General features: G+C 67.7%; 24 protein-coding genes and 1 tRNA gene. 8 read left to right on the forward strand and 17 right to left on the reverse strand.

Going from position 1 to position 19114, the window contains the following annotated elements; translation table 11 throughout:
* Positions 1-94 precede the first annotated feature (94 nt).
* From EIK80_RS21545 to rplJ, 5 genes are all read right to left on the reverse strand, one after another.
* Complete coding sequence (locus tag EIK80_RS21545; RefSeq protein WP_125159073.1) at positions 95-256, reverse strand: hypothetical protein; 162 nt, start codon at positions 254-256, stop codon at positions 95-97.
* Positions 257-315: 59 nt separating this feature from the next.
* Positions 316-720 (reverse strand): hypothetical protein, encoded by a 405-nt coding sequence (locus EIK80_RS21550; RefSeq protein ID WP_125159074.1) that lies wholly within the window; start codon positions 718-720, stop codon positions 316-318.
* Between the two features lie 108 nt (positions 721-828).
* Complete coding sequence (locus tag EIK80_RS21555; protein ID WP_125159075.1) at positions 829-1860, reverse strand: YCF48-related protein; 1032 nt, start codon at positions 1858-1860, stop codon at positions 829-831.
* A 140-nt stretch (positions 1861-2000) separates the two neighbouring features.
* A complete protein-coding gene (gene rplL, locus EIK80_RS21560) occupies positions 2001-2384 on the reverse strand; it encodes a 50S ribosomal protein L7/L12 (protein WP_125159076.1) in 384 nt (127 codons plus the stop codon).
* A gap of 47 nt (positions 2385-2431) precedes the next feature.
* Positions 2432-2950: a 50S ribosomal protein L10 gene (rplJ, locus tag EIK80_RS21565; protein WP_125159077.1), complete on the reverse strand. Its 519-nt coding sequence runs from the start codon at positions 2948-2950 to the stop codon at positions 2432-2434.
* A 383-nt stretch (positions 2951-3333) separates the two neighbouring features.
* Here rplJ and EIK80_RS21570 point away from each other — a divergent pair, with 383 nt between their 5' ends.
* Entirely contained in the window at positions 3334-4683 is a 1350-nt protein-coding gene (locus EIK80_RS21570; RefSeq protein ID WP_125159078.1) for an alpha/beta fold hydrolase, read from the forward strand.
* Here EIK80_RS21570 and EIK80_RS21575 read toward each other — a convergent pair.
* From EIK80_RS21575 to EIK80_RS21595, 5 genes are all read right to left on the reverse strand, one after another.
* A complete protein-coding gene (locus EIK80_RS21575) occupies positions 4680-5876 on the reverse strand; it encodes an NAD(P)/FAD-dependent oxidoreductase (RefSeq protein WP_125159079.1) in 1197 nt (398 codons plus the stop codon). The genes EIK80_RS21570 and EIK80_RS21575 overlap by 4 nt on opposite strands.
* The gene (locus tag EIK80_RS21580) at positions 5873-6103 is read right to left on the reverse strand and encodes a type II toxin-antitoxin system VapB family antitoxin (RefSeq protein WP_233586904.1); all 231 of its coding nucleotides are present in this window, start codon (positions 6101-6103) and stop codon (positions 5873-5875) included. Before EIK80_RS21580 ends, EIK80_RS21575 begins: the two co-directional genes overlap by 4 nt.
* Before the next feature lie 69 nt (positions 6104-6172).
* Positions 6173-6859, reverse strand: coding sequence for a 50S ribosomal protein L1 (rplA, locus tag EIK80_RS21585; protein ID WP_125159081.1), 687 nt, complete (start codon positions 6857-6859; stop codon positions 6173-6175).
* A gap of 4 nt (positions 6860-6863) precedes the next feature.
* Positions 6864-7295: a 50S ribosomal protein L11 gene (gene rplK / locus EIK80_RS21590; RefSeq protein WP_058346464.1), complete on the reverse strand. Its 432-nt coding sequence runs from the start codon at positions 7293-7295 to the stop codon at positions 6864-6866.
* 181 nt (positions 7296-7476) lie between these two features.
* Positions 7477-8145 (reverse strand): TetR/AcrR family transcriptional regulator, encoded by a 669-nt coding sequence (locus tag EIK80_RS21595; protein WP_233586905.1) that lies wholly within the window; start codon positions 8143-8145, stop codon positions 7477-7479.
* A gap of 89 nt (positions 8146-8234) precedes the next feature.
* Between EIK80_RS21595 and EIK80_RS21600 the strand changes: the two genes are divergently transcribed.
* Positions 8235-9452, forward strand: a complete 1218-nt coding sequence (locus EIK80_RS21600) for an aminotransferase class I/II-fold pyridoxal phosphate-dependent enzyme (RefSeq protein ID WP_233586906.1) — start codon at positions 8235-8237, stop codon at positions 9450-9452.
* Positions 9453-9516: 64 nt separating this feature from the next.
* Here the strand turns inward: EIK80_RS21600 and EIK80_RS21605 are convergent, their stop codons facing one another.
* Positions 9517-10173: a 2-hydroxychromene-2-carboxylate isomerase gene (locus EIK80_RS21605; RefSeq protein WP_125159083.1), complete on the reverse strand. Its 657-nt coding sequence runs from the start codon at positions 10171-10173 to the stop codon at positions 9517-9519.
* Positions 10136-10873, reverse strand: a complete 738-nt coding sequence (locus tag EIK80_RS21610) for an SDR family NAD(P)-dependent oxidoreductase (protein WP_125159084.1) — start codon at positions 10871-10873, stop codon at positions 10136-10138. The genes EIK80_RS21605 and EIK80_RS21610 overlap by 38 nt, the downstream gene beginning before the upstream one ends.
* A gap of 71 nt (positions 10874-10944) precedes the next feature.
* Here EIK80_RS21610 and EIK80_RS21615 point away from each other — a divergent pair, with 71 nt between their 5' ends.
* The gene (locus EIK80_RS21615) at positions 10945-11403 is read left to right on the forward strand and encodes a helix-turn-helix domain-containing protein (RefSeq protein WP_125159085.1); all 459 of its coding nucleotides are present in this window, start codon (positions 10945-10947) and stop codon (positions 11401-11403) included.
* Here the strand turns inward: EIK80_RS21615 and EIK80_RS21620 are convergent.
* Complete coding sequence (locus EIK80_RS21620; protein WP_125159086.1) at positions 11400-12524, reverse strand: NAD(P)/FAD-dependent oxidoreductase; 1125 nt, start codon at positions 12522-12524, stop codon at positions 11400-11402. The two genes, EIK80_RS21615 and EIK80_RS21620, sit on opposite strands and share 4 nt — an antisense overlap.
* A gap of 81 nt (positions 12525-12605) precedes the next feature.
* On the opposite strand from EIK80_RS21620, the gene EIK80_RS21625 reads away from it, so the two are divergent.
* The 3 genes from EIK80_RS21625 to fabA all read left to right on the forward strand — a co-directional run bounded on the left by EIK80_RS21625 (position 12606) and on the right by fabA (position 15775).
* Positions 12606-13277 (forward strand): TetR/AcrR family transcriptional regulator, encoded by a 672-nt coding sequence (locus EIK80_RS21625; RefSeq protein ID WP_125159087.1) that lies wholly within the window; start codon positions 12606-12608, stop codon positions 13275-13277.
* A gap of 37 nt (positions 13278-13314) precedes the next feature.
* Positions 13315-15138, forward strand: a complete 1824-nt coding sequence (locus EIK80_RS21630) for a DUF885 family protein (RefSeq protein ID WP_125159088.1) — start codon at positions 13315-13317, stop codon at positions 15136-15138.
* 106 nt (positions 15139-15244) lie between these two features.
* A complete protein-coding gene (gene fabA / locus EIK80_RS21635; protein WP_125159089.1) occupies positions 15245-15775 on the forward strand; it encodes a bifunctional 3-hydroxydecanoyl-ACP dehydratase/trans-2-decenoyl-ACP isomerase in 531 nt (176 codons plus the stop codon).
* Positions 15776-15857: 82 nt separating this feature from the next.
* Here the strand turns inward: fabA and nusG are convergent, their stop codons facing one another.
* The 3 genes from nusG to EIK80_RS21650 form a co-directional block, all read right to left on the reverse strand.
* Positions 15858-16415: a transcription termination/antitermination protein NusG gene (gene nusG, locus EIK80_RS21640; RefSeq protein ID WP_125159090.1), complete on the reverse strand. Its 558-nt coding sequence runs from the start codon at positions 16413-16415 to the stop codon at positions 15858-15860.
* Positions 16416-16424: 9 nt separating this feature from the next.
* Entirely contained in the window at positions 16425-16742 is a 318-nt protein-coding gene (secE, locus tag EIK80_RS21645) for a preprotein translocase subunit SecE (RefSeq protein ID WP_125159091.1), read from the reverse strand.
* Between the two features lie 96 nt (positions 16743-16838).
* Positions 16839-16914, reverse strand: a tRNA-Trp gene (locus EIK80_RS21650).
* A 250-nt stretch (positions 16915-17164) separates the two neighbouring features.
* Between EIK80_RS21650 and EIK80_RS21655 the strand changes: the two genes are divergently transcribed.
* A complete protein-coding gene (locus EIK80_RS21655) occupies positions 17165-17359 on the forward strand; it encodes a hypothetical protein (RefSeq protein ID WP_125159092.1) in 195 nt (64 codons plus the stop codon).
* A 16-nt stretch (positions 17360-17375) separates the two neighbouring features.
* On the opposite strand, the gene EIK80_RS21660 is transcribed toward EIK80_RS21655, so the two are convergent.
* Positions 17376-17795 (reverse strand): hypothetical protein, encoded by a 420-nt coding sequence (locus EIK80_RS21660; protein ID WP_125159217.1) that lies wholly within the window; start codon positions 17793-17795, stop codon positions 17376-17378.
* Between the two features lie 463 nt (positions 17796-18258).
* Here EIK80_RS21660 and EIK80_RS21665 point away from each other — a divergent pair, with 463 nt between their 5' ends.
* Positions 18259-19098 (forward strand): ferredoxin--NADP reductase, encoded by an 840-nt coding sequence (locus EIK80_RS21665; RefSeq protein ID WP_125159093.1) that lies wholly within the window; start codon positions 18259-18261, stop codon positions 19096-19098.
* Positions 19099-19114: the final 16 nt, after the last annotated feature.

Genomic DNA, 19114 nt, shown 5'->3' on the forward strand with positions numbered 1-19114 from the left:
GGGGAAGAAAAGGGGGATTCGTAAATGGGCGTAAATAGGCCTCGCGAAACGCGTCGGCCTTGTATGGCCGGGCCTTCGGTGAACCACGCTCAGCCTAGGTCTGCTTGTTCATCGCCTTCATGACCAGCGAGACGCCCAAGGCGATCAGGCAGACGAAGAACGCGACCTTGGTGATGGCGCCGGCCACGTTGGCGACGAAGCCGAGGATCCCGAACAGGATCATCAGGACGAGCAGGACACCGGCGACCTTGAGCATGGCGAAGCTTCCCAACGGATGACCCGCTGTTAGCGCATGGCGACGCTTGACGTTCCCGCCTAGGCGCTGAAATCCACGAATTGGGGGACGCCCGTACCGCCCAGCGGCTGGCCCTTTTTCTTGGCCTCCTCGCGCGCCGCCTCCATCGCCTCGTCGATCTTGCGCCGCACATATTCGTCGATCTGCTGCATCGCCTTGGCCCGGTCCTCCGGCGACATGGCGTCCAGCTTCTCCTGCGTCAGGCCCATCGCCTTCATGGCCTCGTCACGCCAGCGCCTCACCTTCTCGGCCCAGGCCTCGGCCTTGGCTTGCTTGGCGAAGGCCGTGAGCCCCTTCTCGCGAACCTTGTCGACATCGCTGCTTTCTCCCGTATCAACGCGGAGGGTCGTGGTCCCGCGCGTGCGCTCGGCGCTCGCGGCGGCATAGGCCGACCAGTTTCCGTTTCCGATACCCGAGACCGACATCCCGTCCTCCAAGGCGAGCACGCCCGGAGGTTGCAAGAAGCACGCCAACGCGAGTGGCGTTGAAAAGCTTCAGCTTTCGCGGAAGCGAGGCGGCGCCCTTTGCCGCCTTTAGGCCCGCCAGAGACCGATCGCGCCCTTCGGTCCGCACAGCACGGCCGACTTTTCCGAGGACAGCCGCACCGTGTTCATCGGCGCGGCCGAGACCCGCTGGAACGGCCCGCCCTTGCGGCTGACGATGGTCCCGGCCAGGCCGGTGGCCATGACGGTCGAGCCCTTGACCGAGATCCCCGACAGGTAACCGGTCGGCGCGGCGACCGCCTCGAAGCTGACCCGGCCCGGCTCCATGCGCGCCAGATTGACGCCGTCGGCCTTGGGCTTCTGGTAGTCGCCGCCGCAGACCCACAACACGCCGTGCTTGTCATAGGCCACGGCGAAGGCGCCCTTCGATGGGGCGTCGGCGAGGATCGGCGTGTCGGTGGCCACGAACACCCCGCCCCCGCCGCGCGAGACATAGACCCGCGCCTTGCCCGCCCCGCCGGAGCAGAAGGCGACCTGGCCGCGCGGGCCGATCGCCACGCAGCCGTTACTGGCGGCGAAGGCCCCCTCGTTCGGCGCGGCCGGCGGCACGCCCTCATCCTTAAGCCGCGCCCAGGTCTCGCCGCCATCGGCGGTGTAGAGCACCGTGAACCGCCCCTTGGTCGGGTCGCCCAGGATGAAACCGCGCTTGCTGTCGACGAAGGCGATCGAGTCCCAGAAGCCCTCCGGATCCTGGTTGGCGGCGATCCGCTTCCAGGTCTTGCCCCCGTCCTTGGTGCGCCAAAGCTGCGAGGCCTCGCCGGGCCCGGCGCTCATGGCCAGGACATGGCTGTCGTCGAAGGCGTGCAGACCCCGGAAGTCCAGCGTCTCGGCGCCGACGATCCGCATGACGTCCTGGCGCTCGTCACGCCCGCGGATCAGCCAGCCCTTGGAGCCCGAGGTCCAATAGCGCTTGCCGCCGGTCGGCGAGAGACCGCGCAGCTCGCTGTCGATCACCGAGGCCGGCATACGGATGCCGCCCAGCCCGTCCTGAGCGAAGGCGGGCGTGGCGGCGAGGGCGGCGGCGCCCAGCACGAGATCGCGGCGATGGATCGAAAGCGTCATGCGACTCCCCGGGAAAGGGGGCAGGTTCGACGCTGAGGCGCGGCGCGACAAGCCGCAAAAGAAAGCGGCCCCGGAGGTTTCCCTCCGAGGCCGCTCGGCAGTTCCAAAGGAACCCAGTCCCAGCGAAAGCTGGGGCCAGATTACTTGATTTGGATCTTGGCGCCGGCTTCCGTGAGCTTCTTCGCGACTTCGTCGGCTTGAGCCTTCGAGACGTTTTCGACGACGTTCTGCGGAGCGCCTTCGACCAGGTCCTTGGCTTCCTTCAGGCCGAGGTCCGGACGGACGCCGCGGACTTCCTTGATCACGTTGATCTTCTTGTCGCCGCCGTCGACCAGGACGACGGTGAACTCGGTTTGCTCTTCAGCGGCTTCGGCCGGAGCAGCGGCGGCGCCGCCAGCAGCGGCGACGGCGACCGGAGCGGCGGCCGAGACGCCCCACTTTTCTTCCAGCAGCTTCGACAGTTCAGCGGCTTCCAGCACCGACAGGGTGGACAGTTCTTCGACCAGCTTTTCGAGCTTCGACATGTGTCAGTTCCTAAAGAGAGATTGGGATAGATTTGCGGGGATGACCGTTACGCGGCGTCTTTGGTCGCGTAGGCGTTGAAAACGCGAGCCAGCTGGGCAGCCGGGGCCTGCAGGACGCCAGCGATCTTGGTCGCCGGAGCCTGGATGAGGCCGATAAGCTTGCCACGCAGTTCGTCCAGCGACGGCAGGGTCGCCAGAGCACGCACGCCGGCTTCGTCGAGCACGTTGGTCTGGTCCAGAACGCCACCGACAATCTTAAGCTTGTCGTTTTCCTTGGCGAACTGAACCGCGATCTTCGCGGCCGAGACGGCGTCCGGGCCATAGGCGATGGCGACCGGACCGGTGAAGAGCGTGTCGCCCTTTTCACCGAGCTTGCCGTCCAGAGCCTTGAGGGCCAGGGTGTTCTTCACAACCTTGATCGCGGCGCCTTCCTTGCGGAGGCGAAGACGAAGGTCGGTCATTTCCGCAACGGTCAGACCCATGTAGTGGGTCACGACGACAGCGCCGGCGTCGGCGAACACGCTTTTCAGCGATTCGATCGACTCCTGCTTTTGAGCGCGGTCCATTGCGGTCTCCTACTCAGTTAGCAGCGGCCGGACCATTCCGGCAGCCAGATGCGGTCCCATGCGGAATTGCTCCCGCGTGCGAGTCGCATATGCCTGTTCCAAGGAAAGTCGGCCGCGCCCCGGTCTCGGACTGAAGTCACGAGCAGGAGAACTTGGCGTCTCTATCCCTGTCTCCCGACGGCGAGGAAGGGCTCTTCCTCGATTACGGCGTTGGTGACCCCACGCCCCGTAGTTCTCAAACAGGTTCTCCATCGGACCGAAGTCCGTCGGAGAGGCCGGCCGTATAGACGAAGATCGACGGGATATCAACAGCGCGCGGAAATCCCCTCCCAAAACACCTCACGGTCAGGCTCTAATGGCCCAAGCTTAGAGGGGGACCTGCCATGCACCGCACCGTCGCCGCGCTCACCGCGCTTCTGCTCGCCGTCGCCAGCCCCGCCTTCGCCGAGCTGAAGGCCCCGCCGACGCCGCGGGCCGTGGTCGCCGATCCGGCGCGCGACAAGGATCACCCGGCCGACATGGCCGCCTTCCAGGTGGACATCGCCGGCTCCAAGGTCAACGCCATCCTCTATCTGGCTTCCGGGGCGGAGCCGCATCCGACGATGCTGTTCCTGCACGGCTTCCCGGGCAACGAGACCAATATCGACCTGCTGCAGGCCGTCCGCCGCGCCGGCTGGAACGCCATGCGGATCAACTACCGCGGTTCCTGGGGCAGCCAGGGGACGTTCAGCTTCGCCAACGCCCGCGCCGACGGCGAGGCGGCGGTGGCCTGGCTGCTGGATCCGGCCAACGCCGCCAAATACCATGTCGACCCCAAGCGCATCGTCGTGGCGGGCCACAGCATGGGCGGCTTCATGGCCGCCGACGCCGTCTCCGCCGAACCCCGCGTGGCCGGGGCGGTGCTGATCGACTCCTGGGACATCGGCAAGGAAGCGGCCAAGCTCACCAGCGACCAGGTCCGCAAGGGCGCGGCCGAGGCCATGCGTCCCGACACCGCCCCGCTGGCCACGACCTCCGAAGCCCTGATCGCCGAGATCGAGCGGGACGCGGCCAAGCTGGATCTCGAAAAGCTCTCCGCGAAGATCGCTGACCGCCCGGTTCTGATGATCGGGGCCGAGTTCGCCGGCGCGCCCACCACGCGCAAGCTGGCGGCCGCCGCCCGCGCGGCCGGGGCGCAGGCGCTCACCGAAACCTACATGGCCACCGATCACAGCTTCTCGGACGCGCGCATCGCGCTGGAAAGCGAGGTGATCCGCTGGCTGGCCCGGTTCGATCCAACCATAGCGCCGGCCGGGTCGCGGATTCCCCTGAAGGCCGCCTACGACCCGAACAACGTCTTCGCCAGGATCATCCGGGGCGAGCTGCCGGCCTACAAGGTCTATGAGGACGCCGACGTCCTGGCCTTCATGGACCGCGCCCCGCTGGAAGCCGGCCACGTGCTGGTGATTTCCAAGACCTCCAAGGCCCGCAACCTGCTGGAGATGGATCCGAAAGACCTCGCCAAGGTCATGGCCGTCGCCCAGAAGGTCGGCCAGGCGGAGGTCGACGCCCTGGGGCTGGAGGGCTTCATGATCCTGCAGAACAACGGCGTCGGCCAGAGCGTGCCGCACCTGCACGTCCACGTGATCCCGCGCATCGCCGGCAAGCCAGTCTATCTGGCGGAGAACGCGGTGGCGGATCCGAAGGACCTGGAGGCGATGGCGGCGAAGATTAGAGCGGCGATGAAGCCCTAAAGCCGCGCCAGCGCCTGCTTTCCCGCCGCGACGCCGGTGGCGAAGCAGGCCTGCAGCAGATAGCCGCCGGTCGGAGCCTCCCAATCCAGCATCTCGCCGGCCAGGATCACCTCGGGGCGGTTCTTGAGCGCCAGGCCGTCGAGGCTCTCGAATGTCACGCCGCCGGCCGCCGAGATGGCGCGATCCAGCGGCTGGACGGCGGTCAGCGCGATCGGCGCGGCCTTGATCGCCTCGGCCAGGACCGCCGGCTCCGCGGGCAAGTCGAGGCCATGGGCCTCGCGCAGCAGGTTGACCTCGACCGGCGACAGCTTGACGGCCTTGCGCAGGAAATTGGCCAGGCTCTGGCCGCCGCGCGGCGCGCGCAGCCGGCGTTCCAGGGTCTCGATGGGGATGTCGGGCCGCAGGTCGATGGTCAGCACCGCCCGGCCGTCGGTCTCGATCGCATCGCGCAGGCCGGCCGCCAGGGCGTAGACCGCCCCGCCCTCCAGGCCGTAGCCCGCGACCATGGCGTCGCCCCGCGCGGTCGCCTCGCCGTGGCGCAGGCCGATGTTCTTCAGCGGCTCGCCGGCGAAGCGCTCGCGAAACAGGTCGCTCCAGGCAACGTCGAAGCCGCAGTTGGCGGCCCGGAACGGCGCGACGGCCGCGCCCTGTCCCTCCAGCGCCGGCGCCCAGGCCGCGTCCGAACCCAGCCTGGGCCAGCTGGCCCCGCCCAGCGCCAGCACCACCGCCCGGGCGCGCACCGCCTCGCCATTGATCAGCAGGCCGCCGTCGGCGCTCCATCCCGTCCATTCGGCGCGCGTCCGCAACTGCACGCCCAGTCCCTCCAGCCGCGCCAGCCAGGCCCGCAGCAGCGGCGAGGCTTTCATCGCCTTGGGAAACACCCGGCCGCTCGCTCCGACGAAGGTCGGCTGGCCCAGCCCCTCGGCCCAGGCCACGAGGTCCTTCGGCGAGAAGGCCTTAAGCATCGGCCCCAGGGTGGGCGACCGCGCGCCGTAACGCCGGCCGAACCGCTCGAAGTCTTCGGAATGGGTGAGATTGAGCCCACCGCGCCCAGCCATCAGGAACTTGCGCCCGAAGGTCGGCATCTTCTCGAACACCGCCACGGACTTGCCCGCCCGCGCGACCGTCTCGGCCGCCATCAGCCCGGCCGGCCCGCCGCCGATCACGGCGACGTCGAAGGTGTGTTCGGTCATTGAGCCGTCGGCTCAGCGGAGGGAGCGTCATCAGCGGCTTCAAGGCCGTCAGCGCCTTCACGCCTCGCCAGAGCCTCCATGGTGGCGATCTTGATCGCTTGGTTCATGCTGACGCCCAACGTCTGGGACAGACGCTTCACGAGCGCGCAAGCCTCGGGATTGGCGATGTGTAGCGTCACGGCGAACCTTCGAACACGATGAGGACACAGATTAGCATCCGCAGACATCGCCCCAAACGCAAGACGGGCGCTGGATCGCTCCAGCGCCCGCCCAGGTAACTCAGCTTCTATCAGCGATTAGCCGACCGAGGCGGTGTCCACCTTGAAGCCCGGCCCCATCGTCGACGACAGGCCGATGCGCTTCACGTAGACGCCCTTGGCGCCCGACGGCTTGGCCTTGTTCAGGGCGTCGATCAGGGCCTTGACGTTGATGACCAGGGCTTCGTCGGTGAACGAGGCCTTGCCGATGCCGGCGTGGACGATGCCCGCCTTCTCGACGCGGAACTCGACGGCGCCGCCCTTGGCGTCCTTCACGGCTTGACCGACGTTCGGGGTCACGGTGCCGACCTTCGGGTTCGGCATCAGGCCGCGCGGGCCCAGCACCTTACCGAGGCGACCGACCAGGGCCATCATGTCCGGCGACGCGATGACGCGGTCGAAGTCCATGAAGCCGCCGGCGATCTTTTCGTACAGGTCTTCGGCGCCGACGTGCTCGGCGCCCGCCGCGGTGGCTTCAGCCGCCTTGGCGTCCTTGGCGAAGACGGCGACGCGGACGTCACGGCCGGTGCCCGACGGCAGGTTCACGACGCCGCGGACCTGTTGGTCGGCGTGACGCGGATCGACGCCGAGGTTGACCGAGATCTCGATCGACTCGTCGAACTTGGCCTTGGCGTTGGCCTTCACCAGAGCGATGGCGGCTTCGACCGAGTGGGTCGCGTCGCGGTCGCCGGTCCAGGCCTTGATGCGCTTGGGTTGCTTAGCCATTGGATTAGGCCTCCACGATCTTCAGGCCCATGGCCTTGGCGGAGCCTTCGATGATCTTGGCCGCGGCCTCGATGTCGTTGGCGTTCAGGTCCTTCATCTTCTTTTCGGCGATTTCGCGCAGTTGCGTGCGCGTCACTTCGCCGACGGTCTCGCGACCGGTCAGCTTCGCGCCCGACTTCAGACCCGTGATCTGCTTCAGGTAGTGCGTCGCCGGGGGCGTCTTGGTGATGAAGGTGAACGACTTGTCTTGGTAGACAGTGATCACGGTCGGCAGGGGCGTGCCCTTTTCGACGTTCTCGGTGCGCGCGTTGAACTCCTTGCAGAAGCCCATGATGTTGACGCCGCGCTGACCCAGAGCCGGGCCGATGGGGGGCGAAGGCGTGGCCGAGCCAGCCTTCACCTGGAGCTTGATGTAGCCCAGGATCTTCTTAGCCATATTATCCTCTCGTGAGGGCCGGAGCCCTCGCTGGTGAGCCGTGGTGCGGGCTTGGCGGCCCTCCCACGGATTTGAGCCTGTCGCCGAAACGACAAGCACGCCCCAGAACCGGGGTTCGGGGGCGAGGCGCGGCGTTTAGCAGTTGGTCAGCGGCGAGTCAAAGGCTCCGGGGGCCTTTAGCTCAGGCCGCGTTCGGGCAGCGCAGCATCGAGTAGAGCTGCGCGGTCAGGCCCGGCCGAGCCGCGTCCGTGGCGCAGGCGGCCGCGGGAGCCAGCACGGCGACCTGGCTGGTCTCCAGGAACACCTCATCGCTGGCGTCCCCACAGGCCCAGTCGTAGATCGCGCCCAGATAGTTGGCGTAGATCACCCGCCCCAGTCGGTCTGGATCGACGTGCGACGCGATCTCGCCGGCGGCCTGGGCCTGGATCATCGCCTGAATGACGATCTGGGCGACGTCTCGTCCCAGGTGCGTGCCTTCGAACAGCACGCGGGGGATCCGCACCAGCACCTGGCGATAGAGGTGGCTGTCATCGATATAGAGCTGGGCCGAGGCCCGCGCCGCCTCCAGCGCGAAGGCCACGCCCTTCGCCGAGGCGCGCGACAGCAGCGACTCGACCCGGTTCATGGCCACGTTGATGACCGCCAACCCGACCGCGTCGAGACCGCCGATCAGATTGTAGATGGTCTGGGGCGAGACCTCGGCGGCCGCGGCGATTTGACTCAGGGAGACCTTGTCCAGCCCGTGCTCGCGCCAGAGATCGGCCGCCGCGCCGACGATCTCGGCGTAACGGCGCGCCTTGCCCCGAGCCCGCAGGGCCATGCCAGAGTTTGGAATGGAATCCATTTTCATTGATGCATCTATTTTTAGACTGTATTCCATTTTCGCAACAAGCGGAACCATGCGGCCGACGCAAAGGGCCGAACTCAGAAAGCACGCACTTGGGACTCTTCGACAGCCACTCCGCCCTGGCAGCCCGCTACGAGATTGCCCGCGCTTCGGGCCAGATGCCGACCGGCGTGGTGATGGACCAGCTCCTCTCGGCCAGCGAGGCGATCATCAACGGCCGCAAGACCGTGACGGTGGGCACGCACAACTATCTGGGCCTGGCCTTCGACGAGGCCAGCATCGAGGCCGCGGTCGAGGCGGTGCGCCGCGAAGGCACGGGGACCTGCGGCTCGCGGATCGCCAACGGCTCGTTCTCGGACCACGTCGCGCTGGAGCGTGAACTGGCCGAACTGCATGGCATGGCCCACGCCATGGTGTTCTCGACCGGCTACCAGGCCAATCTCGGCATCATCTCGACCCTGGTCGGCGCGGGCGACTTCCTGCTGCTGGACGCCGACAGCCACGCCTCGATCTACGACGCCTGCAAGCAGACGCAGGCCAGCGCCATCCGCTTCAAGCACAACGACGCAGCCGACCTGGACAAGCGCCTGCGCCGCCTGGCCGATGAGCCGGGCAACAAGCTGATCGTCGTCGAGGGCATCTATTCGATGCTGGGCGACATGGCCCCGCTGAAGGCGATCGTCGAGGTCGCCAAGCGCCACGGCGCCTACATCCTGGTGGACGAGGCCCACTCGATGGGCGTGCTGGGCGACAACGGCTGCGGCCTGGCCGAGCGGGAAGGCCTGCTGGATCAGGTCGACTTCGTGGTCGGCACCTTCTCCAAGAGCCTGGGCGCGGTCGGCGGCTACTGCGTGTCGAACCACGAGCAGTTCGACATCCTGCGCGTGGCCTGCCGCCCCTACATGTTCACCGCCTCGCTGCCGCCGGCGACCGTCGCCTCGGTGCGCGCCTCGCTGAAGGCCGTGAAGGAACGTCCGCACCTGCGCGCCAAGCTGTGGGCCAATGTCAGCCGGCTCTACGGCGCGCTGGAGGCCGCCGGCTTCCAGCTGGGCTCGACGCCCAGCCCGATCGTCGCCGTCTGCCTGGAATCGGACGCCACGACCCTGGCCATGTGGCGCGCGCTGCTCGAGGCCGGCTACTACGTCAATATCGGCCTGCCGCCGGCCACGCCGTCTGGCGAGAGCCTGCTGCGCTGCGCCATCTCGGCGGCCCACACCGAAGCGCAGATGGACGGCCTGGCCGAAGCCCTGATCCGCCTCGGTCACGAGTTCGGCGTGCTGGCCGAGCCGCGCCTGATGGCGAAGGCTTAAGCTTCAATTCTCGTCATCCCGGAAGCCCGTAGAGGCTTTCCGGGATGACGAGCATTTGAGCCCCCTACCCCTTCGCCAGCTCGGCCTCGACCTGGCCGAGCCGCTCCTTGCCGAAGAACATCTCGCTTCCGACGAAGAAGGTCGGGATGCCGAAGGCGCCCCGCGCGACGGCGGCCTCGGTGTTGGCGACAAGCTCGCCCTTCACCTCGGGATCGCCGGTCGCCGCCAGCAGGGCCGCGCCGTCGAGGCCGGCCCCGTTCGCCGTGGCGACGAACACCGCCGGATCGTCGAGCTTGAGGCCATCCTCCCACATGCCCTTCAGCATCGTTTCGAGATAGGCCTCGCCGACGCCCATCCGCTGGGCGGCGATCTGCCCGCGCATCAAGAGCAGGGTGTTGATCGGGAAGTGCGGATTGAACCGGAACGCGGCCAGTCCGTGCGCTTCGATGAAGCGGCGCATCTCCAGCATCTCGTAGTCCAGCTTCCCCTTCACCCCGCTGAAGGCCACGCCCGGCGCCTGGTTGCCGGTGGCCTTGAAGATGCCGCCCAGCAGGCACGGCAGCAGGGTCACGGCCGCGCCATGGCGGGCGGCGATGTCCGGCAGCACCTTCCAGGCCAGGTAGGCGTTGGGGCTGCCGAAGTCGAAGATGAAGTCGACGGATTGGGTCACCAGGTCTCTCCCCCTACCAAGTTTCAGAATGGGGCCGCAGGTCGATCTCATGGGTCCAGGCCGAGCGCGGCTGGCCATGCAGCCAGACATAGTTGGCGGCGATCTCGGCGGGCTTCAGGATCTCGTCGCGATCCAGCAGGCCTTGGACGTCCTCGCGGATCGAGCGGGTGAAGACCCCGTCGATCGCTCCGTCGACCACGACATGGGCCACGTGGACGCCCTTCGGCCCCAACTCGCGCGCCGCGCTCTGGGCCACCGCCCGCAGGCCGGCCTTGGCCGAGGCGAAGGCCGAAAAGCCGTCCTTGCCGCGCAGGCTGGCGCTGGCGCCGGTGAACAGGATCGTGCCCCGACCGCGCGGAACCATCACCCGCGCCGCCTCGCGGGCGGTGAGGAAGCCGGCGAAGCAGGCCATCTCCCAGACCTTGCTGAACACCTGGGCCGTGGTCTCGGTGAGGCCGAAGCGCACATTCGCGCCGATGTTGAAGACGACAACTTCCAGCGGACCGATCTCGGCCTCGATCCGGTCGACCAGGCCAATCATCTCGGCCTCCTGGCGGGCGTCGACGCCATAGGCGTGGGCCTGGCCGCCGCGCTCGCGAATCTCGGCTGCCAGGGTTTCCAGCTGCTCGAGGTGGCGCGGGCGGCGGGTCATGCAGACCTCATACCCCTCCGCCGCGAAGGCCTTGGCGATCGCGCCGCCGACTCCATCGCCGACGCCCACCACCAGGCAGGCGCCCTTTGGACTGCCCATCGCCGCTTCCTCCGCTGTTATGGCGTCAAGTTCGTATTGAATCTGTACTGAGTCAAACGCAGAATGACGCCATGAAGTGGGAAGATCTCTCCGACCAGCCCTGCTCGATCTCCCGCGCCCTGGCGGTGATCGGCGACCGCTGGACCCTGATGATCCTGCGCGACTGCTTTCTGGGCGTGCGGCGGTTCGAGGTGTTCCAGCGCCGGCTGGGCGTCTCGCGCACCATCGTCACGGACAGGCTGCGGGTGCTGGTTGACGAGGGGGTCCTGCGCCGCGTGGCGTATCAGGACAAGCCGGTCCGTCACGAATACCGGCTGACGGAGAAGGGCCTGGACCTGCATCCCGTGGTCATGGCCATCGCCCACTTCGGCGACAGCCACTATGCCGACGCCGCCGGTCCGCCGGTGCTGCGGCGGCACAAGGGGTGCGGGTGTGATTTCCACCCCGTGCAGGTGTGCTCGGAATGCGGCGAGACCGTCACCGCCCGGCAGGTCGAGGCGCGGGCCGCGCCAGGCTTCCCGGAGCCCTAGCGCGCGCCCTGGAAGAACGCGACAAGGCTGAACGGCGCCCGCTCGTCCAGGCACAGTCTCAACGTCTCGTGCGAGTCCTCGGCCGCCTTGCGGCTGCGCGGGAACATCGCCGCCTCATAGGCTGTCAGCGCCGCCTCCACATCACCAGGATGCGCCACGATCGCCTGGCCCAGTTCCGCGCCATCCAGCATCGCCAGGTTCGCCCCCTCGCCGGCCGGCGGCGCCAGATGGGCCGCGTCGCCCAGCAGGGTGACGCCCGGCGTCCGCGCCCAGCTATGATCGTCGGGCAATGCATGCAGCGAACGCGGGACCAGCGGTCCGTCGCTATCGGTGATCAGGGTCATAAGCGCCGGCGCCCAGCCCTCGAACTCGGCCGCGATCCGGGCCTTGGCGGTCGCGTCGTCGGTGAAGTCGATCGCGTCGAACCACGCTGTCGGACGGTTCAGGGCGACATAAGCGTGCAGCACGCCGCCCGGCTCGCGGTGCGCGAAGATCCCCTGCCCCGGCGCCATCGCGAACAACCCGCCGTCGCCAACGGCCGCGGCGGTCGCCCGATAGCGCGTGTCGACATCGCTCAGCCAGGCCTCCACGAAGGTCGTGCCGACATATTGGGGCTTGGCGTCCGACAGCAGCGGCCTGACCTTCGACCATGCGCCGTCCGCGCCGACGAGCAGGCCGGTGGTCACGACCTCACCGTCCGAGAAGGTCAGTTGATGGCGCCCCTCGCCCAGCGCCACGACACCGGCCAGCTTCTTGCCCCACCGCACGGTCCCTTGCGGCAGCGACTCCAGCAGGATCCGCCGCAGTTCGCCGCGCGGGACTTCAGGTCGTCCGCCCCGGCCATTGTCGGGCAGGTCCAGCAGCACCACACCATGCTTGTCGAGCACGCGCGAGGCCTGTCCGCCCTCGTGAATCAGCGCCTGGAAGTCCTCGAACAGCCCCGCCGCCTTCATGGCCGACTGGCCGTCCATCTCGTGGATGTCGAGCATGCCGCCCTGCGTCCGGGCGCCGGCCGAAGCCTCGGCTTCATAGACCGTCGCGGCGACGCCATGAACGTGGAGAACGCGCGCCAAGACCAGACCGCCCAAGCCCGCGCCAATGATCGTGACCGAAGCCGTCATGAGATACTCCCGAATAGATTGGAACATCGTTCCATAAACAGCCCATTGGAACATCGTTCCAATCGTGTCAAGAACGCTCTCATGGCTCCCCGGACCGAACGACGCGCCGACGCGCTCTCCAAGGCGAAGATCGTCGAGGCCGCGATCGCGATCCTCGACGCCGACGGCGAAGCGGCCCTGACGTTCCGCGCCCTAGCGGCGCGCCTGTCGACAGGGGCCGGGGCGATCTACTGGCACGTCGCCGACAAGAACGACCTGCTGGCCGCCGCCGCCGACGACATCGTTGCCCAGGTCATGGCCAAGATCCCCGCCGAGGCCGAGCCAAGGGCGGCGATACGCGCCATGGCCCTCAATGTCTTCGAGGCCGTCGACGCCCACCCCTGGGTCGGCGCCCAGTTCTTCCGCGATCCATCGCGGCCGGCGGCGCTGCGGATCCTGGAAGGCGTGGGTCGTCAGCTCCACGCGCTGGGCGTGCCCGAGGCCGCGCAGTTCGACACCGCCACCGCCCTGGTCAGCTACATCCTCGGCGTCGCCGGTCAGAACGCGGCCAACGCCCGCCAGGCGCGCGAAAGCGGCCGCACGGACCGTTCGGCCTTTCTCGGCGAGATCGCCGACCGGTGGGCGGCGCTGGATCCCGAGCAGCATCCATTCGTGCGGCGGATGGCGGCCCAGTTGCGCGACCATGGCGACCGCGCCCAGTTCCTGGCGGGCGTCGACCTGATCCTGGCTGGCGCGGCCTCGCTGATCGGATAACGTATCCCCAACAAGCGCAAGGCGCGGGGGAGTTTTAATGGATCGTCGTCAGTTTCTGCTGGGCGTCGCGCTGACGCCGTTCGCCGTCTCGCCCGCCCTCGCCGCGCCTGGATCCAAGGACGCCGAGCTCAGGGCGCTGCTGGACCAGTTCTGGGAAGCCGACCTCGACGCCTCGCCCGAGACCGCCACCAGCCGGGGTCTGGACGTCGGGGCCCGCGCCGGCCAGCGCGCCCAGCTGAACGACGGCTCGCGCGCGGCCCGCGCCGCCTGGGTGGCCCAGCGCAAGGACCGCATCGCGGCCCTGGCCAGGATCGACCCGACCCAGCTGTCGCCGGCCGCCCGAGTCGACCACGAGGTCACGACCTACACCTACAAGCGCATCGTCGAGGGCGGCGAGACGTTCACCTATGGCGAGGGGCCGGCCGGCTTCGGCTACGCCCCCTATTCGCCCTATGTGCTGAGCCAGCTGACCGGCCCCTACCAGTCCGTCCCGGACTTTCTGGATTCGCGCCACCCGGTGAAGACCAAGGAAGACGGCGAGGCCTATCTCTCGCGACTGGAGGCCTACGCCAGGGTTCTCGACGACAATACCGCGGCCTTCAAGATGGACGCCGCCGCCAGCGTTCTGGCCCCCGACTTCGCCCTCGACGCGGCGCTCGCCCAGCTGAAGCGCCAGCGCGCCCCGACGCCCGAACAGACCAGCATCGTCCAGTCCCTGGTCGCGCGCGCGGCCAAGGCGGGCCTTTCCGGCGACTGGTCGGCGCGCGCCAGCGCCATCGTCGGCGGCAAGGTGCAGCCGGCCCTCGACCGCCAGATCGCCGCCCTGGAGGCCCTGCGCCCCAAGGCCACTGGCGACGCCGGGGCCTGGAAACTGCCGATGGGCGAGGCCTTCTACGCCGGGGCCCTGGCCTTCCAGACCACGACCCGCCGCACGCCCGAGGAGGTCCACAAGCTGGGTCTCGACCAGGTGGCCGATCTGACCGCCCAGATCGACGTGCTGCTGAAGAAGCAGGGCCTGACCACCGGCACGGTCGCCGCGCGCCTGACGACCCTATCGGCGCGCCCCGACCAGCTCTACGCCAACACCGACGCGGGCCGCGCCCAGCTGCTGGCCGACCTCAACGCCCAGACCAGAGCCATCCGCGCGCAGCTGCCGACGCAGTTCCGCACCCTGCCCGCCGCTCCGGTCGAGATCGTCCGCGTGCCACCCGAGATCGAGGACGGCGCCCCGAACGGCTACGCCCAGCCGCCGTCGCTGGACGGCGCGCGGCCGGGCCGCTTCTACATCAATCTGAAGGACACCACCGAGTGGCCGAAGTTCAGCCTGCCGACCCTGACCTATCACGAGGCCCTGCCCGGCCACGTCTGGCAGGGCTCGATCGCCCTGGGCTCGCGGGAGATCCCGATGCTGCGCCGGGCCGGCATGGGCTTCGCCGCCTATAGCGAGGGCTGGGCCCTCTATGCCGAGCAACTGGCCGCCGAGATGGGGGCCTATAGGGACGACCCGCTGGGCGAGATCGGCTTCCTGCAGTCGCTGCAGTTCCGCGCCGTGCGCCTGGTGGTCGACACCGGCATGCACCACAAGCGCTGGAGCCGCGCCCAGGCCACCGACTACATGGTCGACAACACCGGCATGCCGCGCTCGCGGGTCCAGCGGGAGATCGACCGCTACTGCGTCTGGCCGGGCCAGGCGTGCAGCTACAAGATCGGCCACACCGAGTGGGAGCGCCTGCGCGACGTCGCCAAGGCCAAGGCCGGCGCGAGGTTCGACCCCAAGGCCTTCCACGACGTGCTGCTGCGCGGGGCCATGCCGCTGGTGGTGCTGGAGCAGGTGCTGAGCACGATGACCTTCACCGCTTGACCGCTCAATCTTGACGTTCGCGCCGCCGCGCGCACAGCTTGAGCAAAGCCCGGGCGGACGCGGCGGCGATTGAAGACCTCGCGCGGCCCCGGGACGGGAGAGAGACTTGGCCGATCCGCGCGACTTCCACACGCCCAAGGACCACTACACCAAGGCCGACCTGCTGGAGTCGGGCCGGGGCGGCTACTTCGGGCCGGGCAACGCCCAGTTGCCCGCGCCGCCGATGCTGATGATGGACCGGATCGTCGAGATCAGCCTGGACGGCGGCGACTTCGGCAAGGGCCACGTGGTCGCCGAGCTGGATATCACCCCGGACCTCTGGTTCTTCGACTGCCACTTCATTGGCGATCCAGTCATGCCAGGATGCCTGGGGCTGGACGCCATGTGGCAGGTGATCGGCTACTGGCTGGGCTGGTCGGGCTCGCCCGGCAAGGGCCGCGCCCTCGGTGTCGGCGAGGTCAAGTTCCGCGGCGACGTCACGCCCGCGTCCAAGCTGGTCCGCTACGAGATCAGCCTGCGGCAGGTCCGCCGAGGCCGGCTGGCGTTAGGCCTGGCCAACGGCCGGCTGATCGTCGACGGGGAGTGCGTCTACACGGCCAACGACCTGAAGGTCGGGATGATCGAGCAGCGCGACTGAGGCGCGCGGCTGGGCCCCAAAAGCAAAGGCCCCGCGCCGTTTCCGACGCGAGGCCTTGAAAGCTCCGGTGAAGGACCTCGCCTTACGAGATCTTCTCGACCTGGGCGTATTCCAGCTCCACCGGCGTGGCGCGGCCGAAGATCGAGACGGTGACCCGCAGGCGGGCCTTTTCCTCGTCGACCTGCTCGACGGAGCCGTTGAAGCTGGCGAACGGACCGTCGATGACGCGGACGTTCTCGCCGACTTCGTACAGCACCACGGTCTTGGGCTTCTCGACGCCTTCCTCGATGGCGCCGACGATGCGCTGGACTTCCTTTTCGGAGACCGGCATCGGCTTGGAGCCGCTGCCCAAGAAGCCCGTGACCTTCGGGGTGTTCTTGATCAGGTGGTAGGCTTCGTCCGAGAGGTTCATCTTCACCAGGACGTAGCCCGGGAAGAACTTGCGCTCGGCGTTGACCTTGCGGCCGCGGCGGATCTCGACGACATCTTCGGTCGGCACGAGGATCTCGGAGAAGTTTTCTTCCAGGCCCTGGTTCTTGGCCTGCTCACGGATGCTCTCGGCCACCTTCTTCTCGAAGTTCGAGTAGGCGTGGACGATGTACCACTTGTGGTTCGGGTTCGAGGCGGTTTCGGTGCTCATCGCTCTATCTTATCCCGAGGTCGCCAGCTTCAGGAGCTGATTGATGGCCAAGCCGAGGCCGCCGTCGACGGCCATGAAGAACAGCGACGCCAGGACCACCATGATGAAGACCATCACGGAGGTGATCCAGGTTTCCTTGCGGCTGGTCCAGGTGATCTTGCGGGCTTCGGCGCGCACTTCACGGAAGAACTGCACCGGCGTGGTGCGCTTCTTCGGGGCGGCGGGCGCGGCGACGGACGCGGCGGCCCCTGCGGGCGCCATCGCCGCGGCCGTCTTGGCGGCGCGGTTCTTGATCGCTGACGGGCTGGATCCCGGTTTCCTGGCCATGCTCTAGAGGCTCACGACTTCCTAAACTGGACCCGGACCGACAAGCGGCCCGGTGGCCATAGCCGGGCCCGAAAGCGACCCGTCAAACATATATAGTGGCAGGAGTGGGGGGACTCGAACCCACGACTTTCGGTTTTGGAGACCGACGCTCTACCAGCTGAGCTACACTCCTGCGGACCGACTACCCTTTCGGGCCGACGGACATCCGGAGACAGACAGCGCGCCGGGAGGCTTGGAAGCCTCGGCGCGCCACGTCCTGTCGCCAGAGCCGCGCCATTTAGCAGGGTCGCGTACGGCGGGCAAGCGGCGCGCAAAGGATTGAGCGGCTTCGAGGGCTCGATCGTGGCTTTCTTCCCGGCCCATGGGGCCCCCGCGAGGATGGAAGGCGAGGATCGAAGCCTCGGACTAGGCGTTATTTCGCCATGCCCACGATCACCAATCCGCCCAAGGCGACCTCACCCTCCGACCGCCCGTCGAATCGGGAAGTCGAGAACGAGAACCAGAAGGCCCCGCCCCGCGAAGGCGAGCCGCCGCGACCGGCCACTGAGCCTCACGGCGCGGCCGACAGCACCCGTTCGCCGAAGACCCGGACGGATCCGGGCTCCGGCGAGGGTTAGCGCCGTTCAGTCCGACCTAGCCGGCCTTGGCCAGCTTGGTCTTTTCGCCCTTGTCGGCCGTGGCCGAGTCGCTGGCCGGCAAGGTCGCGCCGCACTGTATGCCCAGATACGACCACTTCACGTCCGTCAACTCGCGGCCGCATTGGGTGTTCTTGCCAGAATCCCTGCCGCGCAGCGAGACCGCGACGCCCTTAGACATGTCCGGCGCCGGACTGGCGCTGCTGATGTCATAATAGCCGCCGCCACGCCCCTTCACGACGAGGCAGTTGGTCTTCTCGACCGGCCGGACGCATCCCGACGCGGTGACCGACGTGGATTCCACGACAACTTGATTAGCTTGCGCGACTTTCGTCTTCGCGCCGCCGTCACTGCAGGCAGCCAAACCAAACGCTAACAGACCGGCCGCCGCGGCGGCCCCTACGAACCAAACCCGCATACGTTCCTCCGTATCGTTGGCTCCGCGAACGAAGCAACCGGAAGTCTGCGCTTCGTTTGGAATACCGGCAATCACATTTTTGCCGTTTTCGAAAAACCGGTCCGGCGTCACGACGATTTAAGAAAGAGAATTTCCTTAATCCGGTAACGCGCGCACGCGGTTGCGCGACGGATGCAAGGACATTGAAATCCCATGCCGCACTCGCGACATTTCGTCTTATCTCAATATTTGCTTCCGAACCGAGACGCCGCTTTTTCTCGCCGCGCGAATACTCAGCCTGATCTTTTGGCCCCTCGACACGTCGTCGAAGCCCGCCGGGCGGGCGGACGAAACGGCGGCGAAGTTTTTCCGAGGACGACTTTAGACAACCGGCGTTGACATCAAGACGGGCTTGCACAAATGAGACAGGCGTCGCCTCAGGGCCGCGGCGGCGCCCATTTCTCTCAAGGATTTCAGAGCACAGATGACGGCCACCGCGACCGCCGCAGCCCCCAATGGCGCCCCCGCCAAGGAGGCCCCGTTCCACGTCGAGAAGGTGCTGTGGGTCAAGCACTGGACCGACCGCCTGTTCAGCTTCGGCATCACCCGTCCGGCGTCCTTGCGCTTCCGCTCGGGCGAGTTCGTGATGATCGGCCTGCCGCCGCGTGAAGCGCTGGGCGAGAAGAAGCCGATCCTGCGCGCCTACTCCGTGGCCTCGCCGCACTTCGCCGAGGAACTGGAGTTCTTTTCGATCAAGGTTCCTGACGGTCCGCTGACCTCGCGCCTGCAGCTGATCCAGCCGGGCGACGAGATTCTGCTGGGCAAGAAGCCGACCGGCACCCTCGTCCTGGACGCCGTCCGCCCGGGCAAGCGCCTGTTCCTGTTCGGCACCGGCACCGGCCTGGCGCCCTGGCTGTCGGTGGCCCGCGACCCCGACGCCTACAGCCGCTTCGAGCGCGTGATCGTCGCCCATGGCGTACGTGAGGTGAAGGAACTGGCCTATCGCGACCTGTTCACCCACGACATCTTCGACGATCCGCTGGTCGGCGACGAGGCCCGCGCCCAGCTGACCTACTATCCGACCGTGACCCGCGAGCCGTTCGAGCGCCAGGGCCGCTTCACCGACCTGATCGAGAGCGGCAAGCTGTTCAAGGATCTCGGCCTGGACCAGACGACGTTCGACCCCGAGAACGACCGCGCCATGCTGTGCGGCTCGATGGCCATGATCAAGGACACCGCCGCCCTGCTTGAGGCCCACGGCCTGAAGGAAGGCTCCAACGCCGATCCGGGCGACTTCGTGATCGAGCGGGCGTTTGTCGGGTAGAGGGGCTTAACGCTCA

This window comes from Caulobacter sp. 602-1, assembly GCF_003931565.1.
Classification (GTDB): Bacteria; Pseudomonadota; Alphaproteobacteria; order Caulobacterales; family Caulobacteraceae; genus Caulobacter.

Bases quoted from the DNA above. Each gene is read 5' to 3' on its own strand.
- EIK80_RS21655 (WP_125159092.1), top strand. From the start codon at position 17,165: ATGCCCACGATCACCAATCCGCCCAAGGCGACCTCACCCTCCGACCGC.
- EIK80_RS21580 (WP_233586904.1), bottom strand. From the start codon at position 6,103: ATGTCTGCGGATGCTAATCTGTGTCCTCATCGTGTTCGAAGGTTCGCC.
- EIK80_RS21620 (WP_125159086.1), bottom strand. From the start codon at position 12,524: ATGACGGCTTCGGTCACGATCATTGGCGCGGGCTTGGGCGGTCTGGTC.
- EIK80_RS21575 (WP_125159079.1), bottom strand. From the start codon at position 5,876: ATGACCGAACACACCTTCGACGTCGCCGTGATCGGCGGCGGGCCGGCC.
- rplJ (WP_125159077.1), bottom strand. From the start codon at position 2,950: ATGGACCGCGCTCAAAAGCAGGAGTCGATCGAATCGCTGAAAAGCGTG.
- rplK (WP_058346464.1), bottom strand. From the start codon at position 7,295: ATGGCTAAGAAGATCCTGGGCTACATCAAGCTCCAGGTGAAGGCTGGC.
- EIK80_RS21610 (WP_125159084.1), bottom strand. From the start codon at position 10,873: ATGGGCAGTCCAAAGGGCGCCTGCCTGGTGGTGGGCGTCGGCGATGGA.
- rplA (WP_125159081.1), bottom strand. From the start codon at position 6,859: ATGGCTAAGCAACCCAAGCGCATCAAGGCCTGGACCGGCGACCGCGAC.
- EIK80_RS21550 (WP_125159074.1), bottom strand. From the start codon at position 720: ATGTCGGTCTCGGGTATCGGAAACGGAAACTGGTCGGCCTATGCCGCC.
- EIK80_RS21625 (WP_125159087.1), top strand. From the start codon at position 12,606: ATGGCTCCCCGGACCGAACGACGCGCCGACGCGCTCTCCAAGGCGAAG.
- rplL (WP_125159076.1), bottom strand. From the start codon at position 2,384: ATGTCGAAGCTCGAAAAGCTGGTCGAAGAACTGTCCACCCTGTCGGTG.
- secE (WP_125159091.1), bottom strand. From the start codon at position 16,742: ATGGCCAGGAAACCGGGATCCAGCCCGTCAGCGATCAAGAACCGCGCC.
- EIK80_RS21615 (WP_125159085.1), top strand. From the start codon at position 10,945: ATGAAGTGGGAAGATCTCTCCGACCAGCCCTGCTCGATCTCCCGCGCC.
- EIK80_RS21555 (WP_125159075.1), bottom strand. From the start codon at position 1,860: ATGACGCTTTCGATCCATCGCCGCGATCTCGTGCTGGGCGCCGCCGCC.
- EIK80_RS21570 (WP_125159078.1), top strand. From the start codon at position 3,334: ATGCACCGCACCGTCGCCGCGCTCACCGCGCTTCTGCTCGCCGTCGCC.
- EIK80_RS21545 (WP_125159073.1), bottom strand. From the start codon at position 256: ATGCTCAAGGTCGCCGGTGTCCTGCTCGTCCTGATGATCCTGTTCGGG.
- EIK80_RS21665 (WP_125159093.1), top strand. From the start codon at position 18,259: ATGACGGCCACCGCGACCGCCGCAGCCCCCAATGGCGCCCCCGCCAAG.
- EIK80_RS21660 (WP_125159217.1), bottom strand. From the start codon at position 17,795: ATGCGGGTTTGGTTCGTAGGGGCCGCCGCGGCGGCCGGTCTGTTAGCG.
- nusG (WP_125159090.1), bottom strand. From the start codon at position 16,415: ATGAGCACCGAAACCGCCTCGAACCCGAACCACAAGTGGTACATCGTC.
- EIK80_RS21595 (WP_233586905.1), bottom strand. From the start codon at position 8,145: ATGAAAATGGATTCCATTCCAAACTCTGGCATGGCCCTGCGGGCTCGG.
- EIK80_RS21605 (WP_125159083.1), bottom strand. From the start codon at position 10,173: ATGAGATCGACCTGCGGCCCCATTCTGAAACTTGGTAGGGGGAGAGAC.
- EIK80_RS21630 (WP_125159088.1), top strand. From the start codon at position 13,315: ATGGATCGTCGTCAGTTTCTGCTGGGCGTCGCGCTGACGCCGTTCGCC.